General features: G+C 62.6%; 18 protein-coding genes. 7 read left to right on the forward strand and 11 right to left on the reverse strand.

The genetic code is table 11. The features are described 5' to 3' along the window. Window positions 1-24 precede the first annotated feature (24 nt). The 4 genes from RHP75_RS04280 to RHP75_RS04295 all read left to right on the forward strand — a co-directional run bounded on the left by RHP75_RS04280 (window position 25) and on the right by RHP75_RS04295 (window position 3,535). Window positions 25-396 carry a DUF2946 domain-containing protein gene (locus RHP75_RS04280; RefSeq protein WP_311090594.1) on the forward strand — a complete coding sequence of 124 codons (372 nt, stop codon included), beginning with the start codon at window positions 25-27 and terminating at the stop codon, window positions 394-396. Between the two features lie 76 nt (window positions 397-472). Continuing rightward, a complete protein-coding gene (locus RHP75_RS04285) occupies window positions 473-2,569 on the forward strand; it encodes a TonB-dependent copper receptor (RefSeq protein WP_311090595.1) in 2,097 nt (698 codons plus the stop codon). A 166-nt stretch (window positions 2,570-2,735) separates the two neighbouring features. Beyond that, complete coding sequence (locus tag RHP75_RS04290; RefSeq protein ID WP_311090596.1) at window positions 2,736-3,002, forward strand: PepSY domain-containing protein; 267 nt, start codon at window positions 2,736-2,738, stop codon at window positions 3,000-3,002. Next, complete coding sequence (locus RHP75_RS04295; protein WP_311090597.1) at window positions 3,002-3,535, forward strand: cytochrome b/b6 domain-containing protein; 534 nt, start codon at window positions 3,002-3,004, stop codon at window positions 3,533-3,535. Before RHP75_RS04290 ends, RHP75_RS04295 begins: the two co-directional genes overlap by 1 nt. A 79-nt stretch (window positions 3,536-3,614) precedes the next feature. Here RHP75_RS04295 and RHP75_RS04300 read toward each other — a convergent pair whose 3' ends face one another. From RHP75_RS04300 to RHP75_RS04350, 11 genes are all read right to left on the reverse strand, one after another. Beyond that, window positions 3,615-4,562: an adenosine deaminase gene (locus tag RHP75_RS04300; protein ID WP_311090598.1), complete on the reverse strand. Its 948-nt coding sequence runs from the start codon at window positions 4,560-4,562 to the stop codon at window positions 3,615-3,617. 140 nt (window positions 4,563-4,702) lie between these two features. Further along, window positions 4,703-5,671 (reverse strand): 2-oxoglutarate and iron-dependent oxygenase domain-containing protein, encoded by a 969-nt coding sequence (locus RHP75_RS04305; RefSeq protein ID WP_311090599.1) that lies wholly within the window; start codon window positions 5,669-5,671, stop codon window positions 4,703-4,705. Window positions 5,672-5,808: 137 nt separating this feature from the next. Continuing rightward, window positions 5,809-6,891, reverse strand: a complete 1,083-nt coding sequence (locus tag RHP75_RS04310) for a BMP family ABC transporter substrate-binding protein (RefSeq protein WP_311090600.1) — start codon at window positions 6,889-6,891, stop codon at window positions 5,809-5,811. 267 nt (window positions 6,892-7,158) lie between these two features. Then, window positions 7,159-8,085, reverse strand: a complete 927-nt coding sequence (locus tag RHP75_RS04315; RefSeq protein ID WP_090255394.1) for an ABC transporter permease — start codon at window positions 8,083-8,085, stop codon at window positions 7,159-7,161. A 23-nt stretch (window positions 8,086-8,108) separates the two neighbouring features. After that, on the reverse strand, window positions 8,109-9,206 hold the full coding sequence (locus RHP75_RS04320; protein WP_311090601.1) for an ABC transporter permease: 1,098 nt from the start codon (window positions 9,204-9,206) through the stop codon (window positions 8,109-8,111). Window positions 9,207-9,217: 11 nt separating this feature from the next. After that, window positions 9,218-10,798, reverse strand: coding sequence for an ABC transporter ATP-binding protein (locus RHP75_RS04325; protein ID WP_311091865.1), 1,581 nt, complete (start codon window positions 10,796-10,798; stop codon window positions 9,218-9,220). A gap of 233 nt (window positions 10,799-11,031) precedes the next feature. Continuing rightward, window positions 11,032-11,616 (reverse strand): YigZ family protein, encoded by a 585-nt coding sequence (locus RHP75_RS04330; RefSeq protein WP_311090602.1) that lies wholly within the window; start codon window positions 11,614-11,616, stop codon window positions 11,032-11,034. Next, window positions 11,616-12,287 carry a TetR/AcrR family transcriptional regulator gene (locus tag RHP75_RS04335; RefSeq protein WP_311090603.1) on the reverse strand — a complete coding sequence of 224 codons (672 nt, stop codon included), beginning with the start codon at window positions 12,285-12,287 and terminating at the stop codon, window positions 11,616-11,618. Before RHP75_RS04335 ends, RHP75_RS04330 begins: the two co-directional genes overlap by 1 nt. A gap of 169 nt (window positions 12,288-12,456) precedes the next feature. Next, on the reverse strand, window positions 12,457-13,758 hold the full coding sequence (locus RHP75_RS04340) for an MFS transporter (protein WP_311090604.1): 1,302 nt from the start codon (window positions 13,756-13,758) through the stop codon (window positions 12,457-12,459). A gap of 36 nt (window positions 13,759-13,794) precedes the next feature. Beyond that, on the reverse strand, window positions 13,795-14,712 hold the full coding sequence (locus RHP75_RS04345; protein WP_311090605.1) for an aldo/keto reductase: 918 nt from the start codon (window positions 14,710-14,712) through the stop codon (window positions 13,795-13,797). A gap of 132 nt (window positions 14,713-14,844) precedes the next feature. Beyond that, complete coding sequence (locus tag RHP75_RS04350) at window positions 14,845-15,762, reverse strand: LysR family transcriptional regulator (protein WP_311090606.1); 918 nt, start codon at window positions 15,760-15,762, stop codon at window positions 14,845-14,847. Between the two features lie 137 nt (window positions 15,763-15,899). Here RHP75_RS04350 and RHP75_RS04355 point away from each other — a divergent pair, with 137 nt between their 5' ends. The 3 genes from RHP75_RS04355 (at window position 15,900) to RHP75_RS04365 (ending at window position 19,987) form a co-directional block, all read left to right on the forward strand. Then, on the forward strand, window positions 15,900-17,246 hold the full coding sequence (locus RHP75_RS04355) for an aspartate aminotransferase family protein (protein WP_311090607.1): 1,347 nt from the start codon (window positions 15,900-15,902) through the stop codon (window positions 17,244-17,246). Between the two features lie 114 nt (window positions 17,247-17,360). Next, entirely contained in the window at window positions 17,361-18,857 is a 1,497-nt protein-coding gene (locus tag RHP75_RS04360) for a CoA-acylating methylmalonate-semialdehyde dehydrogenase (protein WP_311090608.1), read from the forward strand. A gap of 359 nt (window positions 18,858-19,216) precedes the next feature. Next, window positions 19,217-19,987: a gamma-glutamyl-gamma-aminobutyrate hydrolase family protein gene (locus tag RHP75_RS04365; RefSeq protein WP_311090609.1), complete on the forward strand. Its 771-nt coding sequence runs from the start codon at window positions 19,217-19,219 to the stop codon at window positions 19,985-19,987. The last annotated feature ends 15 nt before the right edge of the window (window positions 19,988-20,002 follow it).

Genomic DNA, 20,002 nt, shown 5'->3' on the forward strand with positions numbered 1-20,002 from the left:
GCACAGGATTCTTGAGTTGCCGTAATGCCCCGCAATCGCTTCTTCACCGCCGATTACTGCGCAAGCTGGCTGGCCCTGTTGGCCATGCTGTTGCTCAATGTCGGGCCGTTGCTGTCGCAGCTCACTGCACCGGCTGAACCGGCCTGGCTGACGGAGCTGGCTTGCGGCGAGCATGCCGGTAGCCATAACAACCCGCTGGATCACGACGCGCTGTGGGCCAAGTGCGGCTATTGCACCCTGTTGCTCAACAGCCCGGCCACCGGTTGTGTCAGTCCAGCGCTAGCCCTGACGGCCGTTGCGTCTGCGGATCGGCATCGTGCGCCGGTGCGCAGCGGCGTTGCCCGCTCAGCTATTTTCCCCGGTTCGCGCAGCCGCGCACCGCCTGCCTATTCCTGATCGCCATTGCCCTGTTGCTGGTGCCGCGCATGCGGTGCTGGCCATTCCCTGGTTCTGTCTCGATTCTGGAATAGTCATGTCTACTCGTTCGCTTTTGATCAGCACTGCACCTTTTCGACTGGCGCCGCTGTGCGTCGGCCTGCTGTTGGCCACTCAGGCGCATGCCGCGCAAACTACTGAACACGACCCGGAGCAGCATGCACTGCAATTGCCGCCCTCGGTGGTCACCGCCGTGCAGCAAAGCTCGCCGCTGACCGTGGTGGCCGACCCCAAGGACCCGCGCCAGCCGGTGCCGGCCAGTGATGCAGCGGATTATCTGAAGACCATCCCCGGTTTCTCCGCGATTCGCAGCGGCGGCAGCAACAGTGATCCCGTGCTGCGCGGCATGTTCGGCTCGCGCTTGCTGCTGCTCACCGACGGCGGGCAGATGTTTGGTGCCTGCCCGGGCCGGATGGATGCACCCAGCTCCTATATCTCGCCGGAAACCTTTGACCTGCTGACCGTGACCAAGGGCCCGCAAACGGTGATCTGGGGCCCAGGTGCCTCGGCCGGTGTGGTGCGTTTCGACCGTGAGCCGGAGCGTTTCGGTGAGCTGGGTGCGCGTCTGCATGCCAGCGTGCTGGCGGGCTCCAACGGCCGTTTTGACCAGACCCTGGATGGTGCTGTGGGCGGTGAGCAAGGCTATCTGCGGGTGACCGGTAACCGCTCGCATTCGGACGATTACGACAACGGAAACGGCGACACCATCCCCTCGCGCTGGGACAAATGGAACGGCGACGTGGCCCTGGGCTGGACGCCGGATGACGATACGCTGATTGAGCTCACCGCCGGCCGTGGTGATGGCGAAGCACGCTATGGTGGCCGCAGCATGGACGGTACCCAGTTCAAGCGTGAAAGCCTGGGCCTGCGCGTGGAGCGCAGCAACCTCGGTGGCGTGCTGGATAAGGTCGAGGCCAAGGTCTACTACAACTACGCCGACCACATCATGGACAACTTCCGCCTGCGCATGCCCGATCCAACCAGCATGATGCCTGGCCCAATGGCCGCGCAGGTTGACCGCCGCACCCTGGGTGCACGCCTGGCCGCCACCTGGGCGTGGGAGGATGTCGAGTTGATCACCGGGGTCGATGCGCAGCGCAGCGAACACCGCCAGCGCGTTTCCGACGGCGGCATGATGGGTATGCCCTATGTCGATGCTGATCGTTTCCCCTGGGACAAGGACGCGCTGATGCACAACTACGGTGTGTTTGCCGAATCCACCTGGCGCCTGGCCGAGCGTGATCGACTGATCTCCGGTGCCCGTCTGGATCGTGCTTCGGCCAAGGATTACCGACCCAACTTCAGCGGCATGATGGGCATGACCACGCCCAACCCGACGGCTGGCGAGACTCGTGCCGATACCCTACCGAGTGGCTTTGTGCGCTATGAGCACGACTTGTCCGGCTCGCCGACCACCGTCTATGCCGGCATCGGCCATGTGCAGCGTTTCCCTGACTACTGGGAGCTGTTCTCCGCCGGGCTCAATGGCCCGGCTGGCGCGGACAACGCCTTCGACGGCATCAAGCCGGAGAAGACCACCCAGCTCGATGTCGGCATCCAGTACAAGGGTGACGCTCTGCAGGCCTGGGCCTCGGCTTATGTCGGCCAGGTGCGTGACTACATTCTGTTCGACTATCGCGGTATGAGCACCCAGGTCGACAACGTCGACGCGCGCATCATGGGCGGCGAGTTGGGTGTGGCGTATGACCTGACGAGCAACTGGAAAACCGATGCCACCCTGGCCTATGCCTGGGGCAAGAACAGCAGTGACGGCGAAGCACTGCCGCAGATGCCGCCACTGGAAGCACGCCTGGGGCTGAGCTATCAGCGTGACGGCTGGAGCGTTGGCGCCCTGTGGCGGGTGGTTGATGGCCAGGGCCGCATTGCGGACGGGCGCGGCAACGTGGTGGGGCAGGATTTCAGCGACAGCGCTGGCTTCGGCGTGCTCTCGCTCAACGGTGCTTACCGTGTGACCAAGCAGGTCAAGCTCAGCGCCGGGGTGGATAACCTGCTCGACAAGCAATACGCCGAGCACCTCAACCTGGGCGGTGATGCCGGTTTCGGCTTCCCTGCCGATACCCGGATCGACGAGCCAGGCCGCACCCTCTGGGCCAAGGTCGATTTCGACTTCTGATGTGTCCAGTTGTGGGAGGGGCTTTAGCCGCGAGCTTTTGAGTCGCGGCTAAAGCCCCTCCCACATCCGCGTGATGAATTTGTGCAGGCTAATACAGCCTTAAGGTTAAAGCGCGAAAGTAGTCCCCGCAGACACACAACTTCCCCTGCATTACGAGGACTTCACCATGCGCAAATTGCTTCTGCTGTCTCTGGTACTGGCCAGCCCGCTGACCTTCGCCGCCACTCAATGCACCACCGCCGACAAGGCGCAGTGGCAGGACCAGGACAAATTCCAGGCTGACCTCAAAGCCCAGGGCTACGAGATCAAGAAGTTCAAAGTGACTGGCGGCAATTGCTACGAAATCTACGGTTTCAACAAAGAAGGCCAGAAGGTCGAAATCTACTTCGATCCGGTCGATGGCAAGGTCATCAAAAGCGAAATCGACGGCTGATGAACGCTACCACCACACGCCTCTGGGACCCGCTGGTCAGGTTGTTCCATTGGTCTCTGGCGAGCGCTTTCCTGGCCAATTACTTCTTCACCGAAGAGGGCGAGAACTGGCACCGCTGGTTCGGTTACTACGCCGTGGCCTGGTTGGCGATCCGCCTGGTGTGGGGCTTTATCGGCACACCGGCAGCGCGCTGGGCGGACTTTTGGCCGACCCGGGCGCGCCTGGCCGAACACCTGCGGGCATTGCTCAGCGGCCGTGATTACCACCGCATGGGGCATTCCCCGCTGGGCGGCTTGGTGATGATCGGCATGATGCTGTTGATGCTCGGCCTGGGCGTGACCGGCTTTCTGATGGAGGAGGTCGATTACTTCTGGGGCGTTGATTTACCGCTGGATATCCATGAATTCTGCGCCGATGGGCTGATGGCCCTGGTGGGCCTGCACATCGTGGCGGCGCTGTTTGAAAGCTACCGTCTGAAGGAAAACCTGCCGTTGTCGATGGTCACCGGCAAGCGGCGCAAGCTGGATCACTGAGTTTTTATCTGTCGCGGCTAAAGCCCCTCCCACGGTACGCGCGCTGATGTGGGAGGCGCTTTAGCGGCGACTTTCAGCCTCAGACCAATCTTGCATCCAGGCTGTTCTGCGCCAGGCGCTTGGCCTGCTCCTGGGTCATGCCCAGGCTGTCGTACAGAGCGGCGAAGTTTTCGGTGACGTAGCCGCCGAAGTAGGCCGGGTCATCCGAGTTCACCGTCACCTTCACCCCGCGTTCGAGCATCTGCAGGATGTTGTGCTGGCGCATGTCGTCGAATACACAGAGCTTGGTGTTGGACAGCGGGCAGACGGTCAGCGGGATCTGCTCGTCGATGATGCGCTGCATCAAACGCTCGTCTTCGATAGCGCGCACGCCATGGTCGATACGCTCGATTTTCAGTAGGTCCAGGGCTTCCCAGATGTATTCGGGTGGGCCTTCTTCGCCCGCATGGGCGACGGTCAGATAGCCTTCACTGCGCGCCTTGTCGAACACGCGCTGGAACTTGCTCGGCGGGTGGCCCATCTCCGAGCTGTCCAAACCGACGGCGATAAAGGCATCGCGGAATGGCCTGGCCTGTTCCAGGGTTTTGAAGGCTTCTTCTTCGGGCAGATGCCGCAGAAAGCTCAGGATCAAACCGTGGCTGATGCCCAGCTGCTTTTCACCATCGACCAGCGCCTGTTTGATGCCGCGCAGCACTACTTCAAAGGGAATACCGCGATCGGTGTGGGTCTGCGGGTCGAAGAATGGCTCGGTGTGGATGACGTTCTGCGCTTTGCATTTTTGCAGGTAGGCCCAGGTAAGGTCGTAGAAATCCTGCTCGGTGCGCAGCACGTCGGCCCCGGCGTAATACAGGTCGAGAAACTCCTGCAGGTTGTTGAACGCGTAGGCGCTGCGCAGCGCTTCAACATCGTTCCAGGGCAGGGCAATCTTGTTGCGCTCGGCCAGGGCAAACAGCAACTCGGGCTCCAGCGAGCCCTCAATGTGCAGGTGCAGTTCGGCCTTGGGCAGGGCATTGAGCCAGTCGTACATGGTCAGATCTCGTTATCAGGCGTGGTCGCGACAAAGTTTAACCGTAAGGACAGGATTTCGCCGAATCAGCCGGGTGCTAAATCGCCTTGGCCGCGCAACGCTCTCGCGGCCAAGGCCGTTCCTCCGGGGCGCGGGCGGAGTTATGCGCCCGCCTGTTCTTCACGCCTGTAAGCGTAGGTGTCGGCAAAGCGCGAGAGTAGGTATTCGGCGCTGGTTACTGACGGATACTTGGGTGGGTTGCTGGCGTCCGAGCAGTTCGGTAGGCAGCTGATTTCGGTATCCGGGTGCGGTTCGGCGAAGAACGGCATGGAGTAGCGATCAACCCCCAGCGGGCTGATCACCCGGTGCGGGGTCGAGGTGTAACGGTCATTGCTCCAGCGCGCCAGCATGTCGCCGATGTTCACCACAAAGCTGCCAGCCATCGGCGGCGCGTCGATCCACTGGCCATCGCGGGCACGCACTTGCAGACCGCCGGCGTTGTCCTGGTAGAGCAGGGTGATGCAACCGTAATCGGTGTGTTCACCCGCGCCTTGCTGTTCGGCACTGCTGGCAGTGTGGCGCGGCGGGTAGTGGATCATCCGCAGCACGCTGATTGGCTCATTGAAGCGCGTGTCGAAAAAGTCGCGGTCGATGTCCAGAGCAATCGTCATGGCGCGCAGCAGGGTTTGCGCCAGCGCCTGCATATCGGCGTAGTGCTGTTCCATCAGTGTTTCCCAACCGGGCAGGTCGGGATGCCGATTGGCGCCGCGCAGCGGTTTGCCGGCCAGCACCTCGGGGTGATTGAGGTCCATATGGAAACCCATATCGAAGGTTTCCTTGAGATCGCTCGGTTTGCTCGGGTCCAGTTGCTCGGTGGCAATCGCGCCGTAGCCACGGTGATGGGCGGTCTGGGTGATATCGATTTTGAGTTTGTCCGCAGCCGGCAGGGCGAAGAAGGTTTTGGCGGCGCTCAGCAGTTCGGCAATACGCGCCGGGCTGATCGGGTGGCCGGTGATATAGAAGAAACCCCAGTCGCGGCAGGCTCGGTCAATCTGCTCGGCCACGGCGGGCCAGGCGGTTTGGTTGTCGCTGTAGAGCGGGGCGATATCGATAATCGGTAGGCGGTTCATAAAAAGCTCCGGGATGTTGCTGCGAGTCTTCTCGTACCCAGGGCAGCGAGTAAGAGCGCCCCGTATCCAGGGCGCCCTTTTGATGCGGTTCTGCCGGTGAGGCAGGGACGGCATCGGTTTGATGTGTGTGAGGGGGCTTACTTCGGCAGTTCAGCCTTTACGTTTTCCACGTAGTAGTTCATCGAGGCCAGTTCGGCGTTGGTCGCGGCGACGCCGGCCGGGATTTTCTCGACGCCGCTCTGGTCCTTGATTGGGCCGGTGAACGGGTGGAAGGTGCCGCTCTTGATGTCGGCGATGATCTGCTCGGCTTCGGTTTTCACCTCGGCCGGCACCAGGTCGCTGATCGGCAGTTTGATGGTGTCTTCCGCCAGGCCGCCCCAGAAGTCTTCAGATTTCCAGTTGCCGTCGATCACCGCCTGTGTGGATTTGACGTAGTGCGGGCCCCAGTCGTTGACGATCGAGGTCAGTACGGCCTTCGGCCCGAAGTGCGCCATGTCCGAGGCGTAGCCCACGGAGTAAACGCCGCGACGTTCGGCAGTCTGGATCGGCGCAGGGCTGTCAGTGTGCTGGAACACCACGTCGACACCCTGGTCGATCAGCGCGTTGGCCGCATCGGATTCCTTGCCCGGATCGAACCAGGAGTTGACCCACACCACCTTGATCTCAGTGCCGGGGTTGTACTTGTCCAAAGCCAGCTGGATGGCGTTGATATCGCGGATCACTTCCGGGATCGGGAAGGAGGCGACGTAGCCGACTTTCTTGGTCTTGGTCATCTTCGCCGCGAGAAATCCGCCGACATAACGGCCCTCATAGGAACGCGACAGGTAGGTGCCGAGGTTCTTGTCCTGCTTGTAGCCGGTGGCGTGCTCGAAGGTCAGCTTGGGGAACTGCTTGGCGACTTTCAGCGTCGGGTTCATGTAGCCGAAGGAGGTGGTGAAGATCAGGTCATAACCACCCTTGGCCATGTTGCGAATCACCCGCTCGGCGTCCGCACCTTCCGGGACGTTTTCCACGTAGCTGGTTTCAACCTTGTCGCCGAGCTGTTTGATCACCGCCTGACGGCCCTGCTCATGCTGGTAGGTCCAGCCGTGGTCGCCAATCGGGCCAATGTAGACAAAGCCGACCTTCAACGGATCGGCGGCGGATGCGCCCAATGTGGCGCTAAAGCCAAGGGCGGCAACGAGTGTGCGCAGCAGCGGTTTTTTGCTCTTCTCGAACATGGTTGGCGGAACTCCGATGTGTGTGGGTACGTTGTTGTTAAACAGCTGCCAGTTGTATTGCAAAAAGCTGACCAACTGGACAATTAGCGCTGCGGGGCGCGTAAAAACGCAGAACCCCGCCGAAGCGGGGTTCTGTGGAGGTGCTGTGCTGGTGCGGAAGGGAGTAGGTGTGCTGCCTGCTGGTGCGCAATCGCGGGCATGGCCTCCTCCTATACATATTCTGCCGCCTGTAGGAGCGGGCCATGCCCGCGATAAATACGTCCGCCGTCAGTGCCCTGGCTGCCAGGGCTTGCCCAGTGATACCGGGGCAAACAGGCGAGTCTTGATCGCGTCGCGCGACAGCAGGACCAGCACCAGGATGGTCGCCACATAGGGCAGCATCGCCAGCAGGTTGGAGGGGATCGACAGGCCGATGCCCTGTGCCACCAGATGGATGATGCTGGCCAGGCCGAACAGGTAGGCGCCGAGCAACACGCGGAATACCCGCCAGCTGGCAAATACCACCAGCGCCAGGGCGATCCAGCCGCGCCCAGCGGTCATGTTTTCCGCCCACATCGGTGTATAGGCCAGCGACAGGTAACCGCCCGCCAAGCCGGCCATGGCGCCACCAAACAGCACTGCCAGGGTGCGTACGCGCAGCACCGGCAGGCCCATGGCGCTGGCCGCGTCGGGGTTTTCACCGACCGCCTGGATGATCAAACCGATGCGGCTTTTCAGCAGCACCCAGGCCACTAAACCGAACAGGGCGAAGGACAGGTAAACCAGAATGTCCTGGGCAAACAGCATGCGCCCGATCAGTGGAATCTCGCTAAGCAGCGGAATGGCAATGGGCTCAAAACCGGCCAGCGGTTTGCCGACCCAGGCCGCGCCGACAAAGGTGGAGAGGCCTACGCCGAAGATGGTCAATGCCAGGCCGGTGGCCACCTGATTGGCGTTAAAGCCCAGGGCCACGGCGGCGAACAGCATCGACAGCAGCATGCCGGCGCTCATCGCCAGCAGCACGCCGAGCCACAGGTTGCCGGTACTCAGGGCGACGATAAAGCCGATCACCGCGCCGAACAGCATCATGCCTTCCTGGCCGAGGTTGAGTACGCCGCTCTTCTCGCAGATCAGTTCACCCAATGCCACCAGCAGCAGCGGCGTACCGGTGCGCACCATGGCGTAGAAAATATTGCTTAACAGGTCGAGGTCCATCGGGAGTTCCTACAGATACGTTGTCAGGCCATTGCTTCGGCGTTGGTTGTGCGCTGCGCCCATTTCCACTTCAGCCGTGGCCGATAGAGGATCAGCACGTCGCAGGCGAGCAGGAAGAACAGCATCATTCCTTGAAACAGCTGGGTGATCGCCTGGGGCAGGTTCATGGTCATCTGCGCGTTCTCGCCGCCCAGGTAGAGCAGGGCCATCAACAGGCTGGCGAAGACAATGCCGAGCGGATTCAAGCGGCCGAGAAAGGCCACGGTGATCGCCGCGTAGCCGTAGCCCGGCGATACCTGCGGCACCAGTTGGCCAATCGGTCCGGCCACTTCACCAACACCCGCCAGCCCGGCCAGGCCGCCGCTGACCAGCAGGGCAAACCACACCAGGCGTTTCTCGCGAAAGCCGACAAAGCCGGCGGCGCGGCGGTCGAGGCCGAGCACCTTGATCTGAAATCCGAGAAAGCTCTTGTGCAGCAACACCCACACCGCCACCAGGGCCAGCAGGGCGAAGTACAGGCCGGCATGCAGGCGACCGTCTTCACTCACCAGCGGCAGGCGGCTGGCATCGCCGAACATTGCTGACTCGGGGAAGTTGAAACCGGCCGGGTCCTTTAGCGGGCCATGCACAAAGAACAGCAGCAGGTTCAGCGCGATGTAGTTGAGCATGATGCTGGTGAGGATTTCGTTGGCATTGAACTGCGTGCGCAACCAGGCGGTGAGGCCGCCCCAGGCTGCACCCGCTGCCACGCCGGCGAGTACCACCCAAACCAGCGCCCAGCGGCTGTCCCAATCGATGATTTGGATCGCCATGGCGCTGCCGGCCAGCGCGCCGAGCAGCAGCTGACCTTCTGCGCCTATATTCCAGATGCGCGCCTGGTAGGCCACGGCCAGGCCAAGTGCACAGAGCAGAATCGGCAGCGCCTTGACCAGCAGTTCGGATACGCCATACCAGTCGGCCAGCGGCGCGATCAGCAGGGTGTGCAGGGTGTCCAGCGGGTCGTGGCCGAGCAGGGCGAATAGCAGCGCGCCGCTGCACAGAGTCAGCACGGCGGCGAGCAGTGGCGACAACCAGAGCATGGCGCGCGATTGCTGGCCACGCGGTTCGAGGGATAACAGCATGGAAAACTCCGTCAGCTCAGGCTGGCAGCAGCGGCTGCCGGCGTGCTTGTGATAGGGGGAAGCGGGGCGAATTCGCCGGCCATCCACCGACCGACTTCAACCGCTTCGGTTTCTGCGGTGGCGGCCAGGGGCGAGAGCTTGCCGCTGCACAGCGCGCCGATGCGGTCGCTGATCTGGAACAGCTCGTCGAGGTCTTCGGAGATCACCAGAATCGCCGCGCCGGCATCGCGTAGGGCAATCAGCGCGCGATGGATCGCCGCCGCCGCGCCCACGTCCACGCCCCAGGTTGGGTGCGCCGCCACCAGCAATTTGGGGTTCTGCAGAATCTCGCGGCCGAGGAGAAATTTCTGCAGGTTGCCGCCGGACAGGCTGCGCGCGGGCGCATCGGCGTCCGGTGTTTTCACCGCAAAGCGCTGGATGATTTCGTCGGCCAGGGCGCGCACTTTGCCGCGCTGAATCAGCCCTTTGCTGACTAAACCTTGCTGGAACGCGGTGAGCAGCGCGTTATCACTCAGGCTCATGTCCGGCACCGCGCCGTGACCCAGGCGCTCGGCCGGGACAAAGGCCAGGCCCAGCTTGCGCCGCGCATCCGGGTACAGGTCGGCAATCGGTTGGCTATCCAGGCTGATGCGTTCGCGCTCGCTGCGCGGCAGGCGGGTTTCGCCGCTAAGCAGGGCCAACAATTCGTCCTGACCATTGCCGGCGACTCCGGCTATGCCAACGATCTCGCCGCTGCGCACCTCCAGGCGGATCTGGCTGAGGGTGCAGCCGAATGGGTCGGCGTTATGCCAGCTGAGGTCATCCACACGCAGACGCGGCAGACCGCCGTCAGCTTTCGGGTAACTGCTTTCCAGTCCCTCGGCGTCGCCGACCATCAGCCGCGCCAGCTGCAGATCGCTGCATTCGGCCGGTATGCAATGCCCCGATACCTTGCCGCCGCGCAGCACCGTGGCGTTCTGGCACAGGGCACGCACTTCGCCGAGCTTGTGGCTGATGAACAGAATGCTGCAGCCCTCGGCAGCCAGGCGGCGCAAGGTTACAAACAGTTCGTCGGCCTCCTGTGGGGTGAGCACCGAGGTCGGCTCATCAAGGATCAGCAGTTTGATGTCCTGCATCAGACAACGGACGATCTCCACCCGCTGCCGCTCGCCGATGGACAGGCTGTGCACCAGCCGCCCCGGTTCCAGGGCCATGCCGTAACGCTGCGAGACTTCACGAATCTTCGGCTCCAACTGCTTGGGTGTGCCGGCCGCTGCGCCCATGGCCAAGGCGATGTTCTCCGCCACACTCAGGGTCTCGAACAGCGAGAAGTGCTGAAACACCATGCCTACGCCAAGGCTGCGCGCCATGGCCGGGTCACGCATTTTCAGCGGTTCACCCTGCCAGCGAATCTCACCGCTGTCGGGCTGGGTGACGCCGTAGATGATCTTCATCAGGGTGCTCTTGCCGGCACCGTTCTCGCCGAGCAGCGCATGGATTTCCCCAGGCGCGATGCTCAGATCGATACGGTCATTGGCCAGGCAGCCGGGGTAGCGCTTGCTGATACCGCTCAGCTGCAAGCGTGGAACAGAGGGGGAACTGGACATGGACAGAGGCTCAGGAATGACAACTGCCCTGGCTAAAGCAAAAAGCTGGCCAGGGGGTCAGAAATGCCTCGGCCCGCGCCCGTGCGAGCTTCGCTGCAACGCCATACCAGCCGCAGGCTCCAGCGTGGTGCGTAGTTTTGCTGGCTGGTACGTTTTGGCGCATTTGCGGGATATCGCGGCTAAAGCCCCTCCCACGGTTCAGCACAAACCTGTGGGAGGGGCTTTAGCCGCGACAGGAACTACTGTGGCCGCAACTCAATCCGCCCACGGCTGATATCCGCCAGCAGCCGCTGTAGCTCGGCGACCCGCGTCGCGGGGATGGCCAGTTGCAGTTCGGCCCCGCTGGCGTCATAGCTCTCGTTTTCCAGCAGGCAGTCGAGTTCTGTAAGCCGCGCCTTGAGCAGCGGCAGTTCGGCGAACAGGCAATGGCAGCGGAACTGCTCGCGGGCGACTAACTCGATGCGCGGGGCAGCTTGCAGGCATTTGTTTGCGCTGCCGCCGTAGGCGCGGGCCAGGCCGCCGGTGCCGAGCTGGATGCCACCGTAGAAGCGGATCACCAGCACCGCCACCTTGTCCATCTCCTGGCTCTCGATGGCTGCGAGGATCGGCCGGCCCGCCGTGCCACCGGGTTCGCCGTCATCACTGAAACGGTACTGCTGGCCGACTTTCCAGGCCCAGCAGTTATGACTGGCGCTGGTGTCGCTGTGCGCGGCGATAAACGCCTGCGCCTCGGCCGCGCTGCTAACCGGCGCGGCGAGGGCGATAAAGCGGCTTTTGCGAATCTCCTCGCGGTATTCGCAAGGGCCGAGCAGGGTGTAGGGCATCAGGCGTCTTTGGTTGGCGGGGTCAGGCCACAGCCTTTGAGGATGATGGCGATCAGCTGGTCGGCGGCCTCTTCGTAATCGGCTTTTACCAGGCGCGAGCGACCGGTGACGCGGCAGATCTGCGAGGAGAAATCGGCGTAATGCTGGGTGCTGCCCCACAGCAGGAAGATCAGGTGCACCGGGTCGACCGGGTCCATCTTGCCGGCGGCGCTCCAGGCTTCGAATACTGCAGCACGGCCACGGAACCAGGTCTGGTAATCCTGATTGAGCATCTGCGAGAGGTGCTCGCCACCGCTTATCACTTCCATGGCGTAGATGCGCGAAGCTTTCGGGTGGCGGCGGGAAAACTCCATCTTGGCGCGGATATAACCGGCCAGCGCGATGGCGGGATCATCGTCCACGCTCAGGTTGTTGAAGGTGTTGTCCCACAGCTCAAGGATGTTCACCAGCACAGCCTGATACAGCCCCAGCTTGTTGCTGAAGTAGTAATGCAGGTTGGCCTTGGGCAGGCCAACGTTCTGCGCGATGGTGTTCATGCTGGTGCCTTTGAAGCCGTGGCGGGCGAACTCTTCCTCGGCGGCCTTGATGATCGCCTCTTCGTTTTTCTGCCGAATCCGGCCGGCAGGTTTATTGTTCGGATCGGCTCGGTGCGCAAGTACTTCAACAGTCATGGGCGGTTCCGCAGTGGTCAGGTTTTCGGACGACTGCACTGATAACCCAGAGCCGCCGAGGTGACAAGCGCGAGGGGCAGAAAATCTGACCTGAATACGCTGCAACTCTGCTTTTGCACCAGGGTTGTGCGTGTAAGAGGCGTGCTGCGGCGCTTTTGGGGCTGGCGGGCTACGGTTCTATGCGTTCGCCACCGGGCCTGCCGCTTTGCTCCCTGCGCCCACCCAGATACCAGCCCAGCGCGCCCCAGGCGGCTGCGCAAATTGCGCCGGCCACGGCGGCGATCAGTACGCCGTTGGCGAGCATATCGAGCAGGGCTTTGGCCCAGGCGCTGACGGCGTCGCCGGCGCGGTAGACCACGGTGTCGATAAAGTTCTTGGCCTTGTATTTACTCTCGGCGTCCAGCGGGGCGAAGAGCATTTCCCGGCCGGGCCGGACGAAGGCGTACTCACCGACCCGGCGCACAATCATCAAGGCTGCAAGCATGGCGAAGGTCGGCGCCAGGGCCAGGCCGATAAAGCCCAGGCAGACCAGCAGCGGCACCCCGGCGAGTAGGGCGCGGATGCCGAAGCGCTGGGCGATGCGCCCGGTGATAAACAGCTGCGCGAGCAAGGACAGTGCCTGCACGCTGAAGTCGATCAGGCCGAATACGCGGATCTGTTCATTGCGCTCGGTGAAGGTTTCCGCCACCAGGCGCGCCTGCTCGAAGTAGAGAAAGGTGCTGGCAGTGGCCAGCAGGATCACGAAAGCGCTGATGCCCAGCAGATAGGGCGAGGCGAGCACACGAGTAAAACCGCTGAACGGATTGCCCAGCACCGGCTGGCGCGGGTTTTCGCTGGGCGGTGCGCCGGGCCGACCGGCACCGCCGATGGCGCGCCAGGCCATCAGCTGCTGCTTGGCCAGAATCGCCATGCCTAGCAGCAAGGCCGCCAGCAGGATCAGCCCGCTCTGCCCGAGGCGCTCAATCAGCAGCGCGCCGAGCGCCGGCCCGGCCAAGCCACCGCAGCTGGCACCAGCGGCGATAAAGGCAAACAGGCGCTTGGCCTGGGCGCTGTCGAACACATCGGCCATCAGGCTCCAGGCCACCGAGACGACGAACAGGTTGTAGACCGAGATCCACACGTAAAACACCCGCGCCACCCAGATGTCGTCGCCGCTACGCTGAAACAGCGCGGCGAAGGCCAGCAGGTTGAGGATAAAAAAGCCGTACACCCAATCGATATAACGCGCCCGCGCCACCGTCGAGTTAAGCCAGGCAAACAGCGGCACAGCGGCGAGCATGACCAGAAAGGTCGCGGTGAATAGCCATTGCAGGTTTTCCACGCCGCCACGAATGCCCATGGCCTCGCGAATCGGCCGCAGCATGAAATAGCCGCTGAACAGGCAGAAAAACAGGCCAAACCCGCACAGCACCGCCAGCAGTTCGGCGGGCCGCGCGTTGATCGCCTGGGCCAGGCGTTGCGCCGGGCTCATCGTCTGGCTTCCACGTCGCGGGCAGCCGCGTGCATCTCAGCTAAACGCCTGGATAATCTTCTCGCGCAGCGCCGCATCCGGCAGGCGGCCGATGCCGGCCTTGAGGTTGTCGGCCATATAACGCGGGTTGGAAGTAGCCGGGATCACCACCGTCACCGCCGGGTTGGCGAGGATAAATTTGAGCAGCAGCTGCGCCCAAGAGGTGGCGTCGGTCTCCATCGCCCAGCTGGGCAGCGATTTGCCTTTGACTCTACTGAGCAGCTGCGCGCGCTGGAACGGCCGGTTGATCAGCGTGGCGATGCCATGGTCGGCGCAGTAGGGCAGCAGGCGTTTCTCGGCATTGCGTTCGCCCACTGAGTAGTTGAGCTGGACGAAGTCCACCGACTCTTTTTCCAGCACCTCCAGCAGGTCGTCGTGCGCCGATTCGATGTAATGGGTAATGCCGATATAGCGCACCTTGCCCTCGGCTTTCAGCTCGCGCAACAAGGCCAGTTGGGTGCGGGTGTCCTGCAGGTTGTGCACCTGCACCAGGTCGAGCTTGTCGGTTTGCAGCGCCTGCAGGCTGGCCTGAACCTGCGCCATGCCGCGCTCACGGCCGGTGGCGGAAATCTTGGTGGCGAGGAAGGCCTTGCCCTGGGTTTTGGTGCGTTTCAGCAGCTCGCCGGTCACCGCTTCGGAGGCGCCATAACTGGGGGCGGTGTCGATCAGCCTGGCGCCGCCGTTGATAAAGGTTCGCATCACCGAATCCAGTGGTTTCAGGCTGTCATTGCTGAGGCTGACATCGAAGGTGCGCGAGGTGCCCAGGCCGATCACCGGCAGCAACTCACCGCTGCTCGGGATGGGGCGTTTCAGCAGTTGGCTGGGGTCGGCGTAAGCCAGGGATGGCAGCCAGGGCGTGGCGGCGAGCGCGAGCAGGCTGGCGCTGCCCTGAATGAAGTGACGACGGCTAGGCATAAGCTCCTCCGTGGTGGCACTGCACATATACAAAAGAGTCGAAGCCGCGCCAGGCGCGGCTTTGACCGAGCATAGACCTGAGAGTCCCGCCGCCGCCCAGCGTTACGTGGCCAGTTGTTACCTGGTGTGTCGCTACGCCTCGGCCAGGGCCTCAAGAAAACTCTCCAGCACCAGGTGCGGGCGGCGGCCTTTGCGGGTGACCGAGGCCAGGCTGATGTCGTAGAAGCGGCTGGCCGGCTTGAGCACGCGCAGGCGTCCCTGCTGCACCCAGGCCTGGGCGTAGTGGTCCGGCAGGTAACCGATATAGCGCCCGGTGAGGATGAGAAAGGCCATACCTTCGCGGTCCGAGGCGCTGGCGGTGCAATTGAGCGCCTGATAGTGGCTCTGCACTTCGGGCGGTAGGCGGAAGGTCGGTGCGATGGCCTCCTGAGCGTTTAGCCGCGCGTCCTCCAGCTGCTGATCATCGACATAGAACAACGGATGGCCGACCGCGCAGTAGAGCAGCGAACGCTCGTCGTACAGCGCCTGGTATTCCAGCCCGGACAGCGCGCTGGCCTGGGGCACCACGCCGATATGCAGGCGGCCGTCGAGCACGCCTTGTTCGACTTCACTCGGTGGGGTCATGCGGATATGGATATGCACGTCCGGGCCGCGTTCTTTCAAGCGCGCCAGGGCGTTGGTGATGCGCATATGTTGCACCGTTACCAGATTGTCGGTCAGGCCGATATTCAGCTCGCCGCGCAGGTGCTGGTGCAGGCCGTTGACCTCGGTGCGAAAGCTCTCCAGCGCTGCCAGCAACTGCTGGGTGCTCTGGTACACCTCGCGGCCTTCTTCGGTCAGGGCAAAGCCGGCGCGGCCGCGTTGGCACAGACGCAGGCCGAGGCGTTGTTCCAGGTCGCTCATCTGCTGGCTGATCGCCGAGCGGCCGATGCCCAAAGCGCTTTCCGCAGCGGAAAAGCCGCCGCATTCCACCACGCTGCGAAACAGCTTGAGCAGGCGAATATCAAAATCACTGACCTGGGCCAGTGGATCGGGGCGGCGGGTGCTCATTGGCTGTCGCTCATTGTTTAGTGAGTGGTTAACTAAAGATAAGAAGAGTCTGGTTTTCCTGACTGTAAGCCCGTGGCACCTTTACTGGCAACTGCTTCTCCACATAAGAACACCGCCCTTCCTTGCGAGGCCGCACCATGAACATGCCGCAGACCGAAGTCCCGTCCCTGGCCAGCCAGCTCAAGCTGGATGCGCACTGGATGCCGTTTTCCGCCAACCGCAACTTCAAGCGCGACCCGCGCCTGATCGTCGGCGCCGACGGCAACTACTTTATCGACGACAAGGGCCGCCGCGTGTTCGACAGCCTGTCCGGCCTGTGGACCTGTGGCGCTGGGCACAACCGCAAGGAAATTCAGGAGGCCGTGGCCAAGCAGCTGGGCACCCTTGATTACGCACCGGGCTTCCAGTACGGCCACCCGCTGTCCTACCAGCTGGCCGAGAAAATCACCGAGCTAACCCCAGCCGGCCTCGATCACGTGTTCTACACCGACTCCGGCTCCGAGTGCGCCGACACCTCAGTGAAGATGGCCAAGGCCTACTGGCGCCTGAAAGGCCAACCGAGCAAAACCAAATTTATTGGCCGCGCCCGTGGCTACCACGGCGTGAACATCGCCGGCACCTCGCTGGGTGGCATTGGCGGTAACCGCAAGATGTTCGGCCAGATGATGGACGCCGACCACCTGCCACACACCCTGCAGTCGCACCTGGCCTTCACCAAGGGCATGGCGGCTACTGGCGGTGTTGAGCTGGCCAACGAGCTGCTGAAACTGATCGAACTGCACGACGCCTCGAACATCGCCGCGGTCATCGTCGAGCCGATGTCCGGCTCCGCCGGTGTGATCGTGCCGCCAGTCGGCTACCTGCAGCGTCTGCGTGAGATCTGCACCCAGCACAACATCCTGCTGATCTTCGACGAAGTGATCACCGCCTACGGCCGTATGGGCAAGTGGACCGGTGCCGAGTTCTTCGGCGTGGTGCCGGACATCATGAACACCGCCAAGCAGATCACCAACGGCGCGATTCCGCTGGGCGCGGTGATCGCCACCAGCGAGATCTACAACACCTTTATGAACCAGGCGATCCCCGAGCACATGGTCGAATTCGGCCACGGCTACACCTACTCCGGCCACCCGGTGGCTTGCGCCGCCGGCCTGGCAACCCTGGAGCTGCTCAAACGCGACAACCTGATCGAGCAGTCCGCCGCCCTGGCACCAATCTTTGAAGAGAAGCTGCACAGCCTCAAAGGCAGCAAGAACGTCGTCGACATCCGCAACTGCGGCCTGGCCGGCGCGATCCAGATCGCCCCGCGTGACGGCGATCCGGTGATCCGTCCGTTCGAGGCCGGTATCAAACTGTGGAACGCCGGTTTCTACGTACGCTTCGGCGGCGACACCCTGCAGTTCGGGCCAACCTTCAACACCAAGCCCGAGCAGCTGGACTCCGTGTTCAACGCCGTCGGTGATGTGCTGAACAGCCTCGACTAATTCCTGTGGGAGGGGCTTTAGCCGCGACTGCGCAATGTCGCGGCTAAAGCCCCTCCCACGACAGAACCCTCTGGCAGCCAAGGCCGCCTCAAAGAATTTGCTAATGGAGTTTTTATGACCCTCGTTAACCACCTGATCCACGGCGAACTGACTGCCGGCACCGGCCGCAGCGCAGACGTATTCAACCCGTCCACCGGCGCCGCCACCAAGCAAGTCGCCCTGGCCGACCGCGCCACCATGCAACTGGCCATCGACTCGGCCAAGAGCGCTTTCCCGGCCTGGCGCAACACCCCGCCAGCCAAGCGCGCCCAGGTGATGTTCCGCTTCAAGCAGCTGCTGGAGCAGCACGAAGCGACCATCTCCAAGCTGATCAGCGAAGAGCACGGCAAAACCCTCGAAGACGCCGCGGGTGAGCTCAAGCGCGGTATCGAAAACGTCGAATTTGCCTGCGCCGCCCCGGAAATCCTTAAGGGCGAGTACAGCCGCAACGTCGGCCCGAATATCGACGCCTGGAGCGACATGCAGCCAATCGGCGTTGTGGCCGGCATCACCCCGTTCAACTTCCCGGCCATGGTGCCGCTGTGGATGTACCCGCTGGCCATCGTCTGCGGCAACTGCTTTATCTTGAAGCCGTCCGAGCGTGACCCAAGCTCCACCCTGTATATCGCCCAACTGCTGCAAGAGGCTGGCCTGCCAAAAGGCGTGCTCAACGTGGTGCACGGCGACAAGGAAGCGGTGGATGCGCTGATCGAAGCGCCGGAAGTCAAAGCCCTGAGCTTTGTTGGCTCCACGCCGATTGCCGAATACATCTACAGCGAAGGCACCAAGCGCGGTAAGCGCGTACAGGCCCTGGGCGGCGCGAAGAACCACGCCGTGCTGATGCCCGATGCCGACCTGGACAACGCCGTCAGCGCACTGATGGGCGCGGCCTACGGCTCCTGCGGCGAGCGCTGCATGGCCATCTCCGTGGCCGTGTGCGTAGGCGACCAGATCGCCGATGCGCTGGTCGAGAAGATCGTGCCGCAGATCAAAGCATTGAAAATCGGTGCCGGCACCTCCTGCGGCCTGGACATGGGCCCGCTGGTTACTGGCGCGGCGCGTGACAAGGTCAAAGGCTATATCGACGCTGGCGTGGCGCAGGGCGCAAGCCTGGTAGTCGACGGTCGTGACCTGGTGGTTGCAGGAAACGAGAACGGCTTCTTCGTCGGCGGCACCCTGTTCGACAAGGTGACCCCGGAGATGACCATCTACACCGACGAAATCTTCGGCCCAGTGCTGTGCATCGTCCGCGTCGGCAGCCTGGAACAAGCCATGCAGCTGATCAACGACCACGAATACGGCAACGGCACCTGCATCTTTACCCGTGATGGTGAAGCCGCGCGCCTGTTCTGCGACGAGATCGAAGTCGGCATGGTCGGCGTCAACGTCCCGCTGCCGGTACCGGTCAGCTACCACAGCTTCGGCGGCTGGAAGCGCTCGCTGTTCGGCGACCTGCATGCCTATGGCCCGGACGGTGTGCGCTTCTACACCCGCAAGAAGGCCATCACCCAACGCTGGCCACAGCGCGCCAGCCATGAGGCGGCTCAGTTTGCTTTCCCGAGTAATGGCTAAGTAACACCCAAGGGGGCTGATCGCAGGATCAGCCCCCTTTTTTGATGCAACTGCGGCCTGTGGGAGGGGCTTTAGCCGCGATAGCACGTCGCGGCTAAAGCCCCTCCCACAAGAGCCTGCAGACCATGCAGCGCTCTAGGATGGGGCGGGCCGCGCAGGTTGAGCGCAGCGATACCCATCAAGCAACAACAGCTTTACGCAACAAACCAGCCGCGCGGGCGCGGCGTTGGTGCAGTGACCGCAGGTTACGGCACCCCTTGGGTGAGCGGGTTCAGGGTTTCCTGGCCCGTAAGCCCGCTCTCCCAAGGGCAGCCCACTTCAATAATTAATGAAGAGGACTCCTTGCAATGAGCAAACCCATGATTGGCCTTCCCCTGTGCCGTTGGCAGCTGACCAGCCGTGATATCGGCTGGTTTCACCTGGTCGGCGAGAAGTACATCCACGCCGTCACCGGCTTCGGTGCCTTCCCGCTGATGATCCCGGCCTTTGGCGATGATCTGGACATGGATACGGTGCTGGATAGCGTCAGCGGCATCATGTTCGGTGGCTCACTCTCCAACGTGCACCCCAGCTTCTACGGCGACGACCATCCCGGCCTTGGCCTGGCCGACAAACCTCGTGATGAAACCGTGCTGCGCCTGATGCGTGCCTGTATTGATCGTGGCATTCCGTTCCTCGGCATCTGCCGCGGCATGCAGGAAATGAACGTGCTGTTTGGCGGCACCCTGCACCGTGAAGTGCATGAAGTCGAAGGTCGTCTTGATCACCGTGAGGTGAAGGATGTACCGGATGATGTGGCCTACGGCCCGATGCACAACGTGGCCCTGACCGAGGGCGGCGTGTTGCATTCGCTGTTCGGCGAGCGGCAGATCAAGGTCAACTCATTGCATGGTCAAGGGGTTGATCGCCTGGGTGAGGGCTTGCAGGTTGAAGCCGTGGCCGAGGATGGGCAGATCGAGGCGGTCAGTGTGATTGGCGCCAAGGCGTTTGCCGTTGGGGTGCAGTGGCATCCCGAGTATCGCTATTGGGAGAAGGCGGATTACAACGCGCTGTTGGGGGCGTTTCATCAGGCGGCGCGGGAATATCAGGTTGAGAAGTTGGAAAGGAGTAGGGCGCAGGCGGTGGCCTAATTTGAGGGGCTGTCT

This window comes from Pseudomonas sp. SG20056 (genome assembly GCF_031764535.1).
GTDB lineage: Bacteria > Pseudomonadota > Gammaproteobacteria > Pseudomonadales > Pseudomonadaceae > Aquipseudomonas.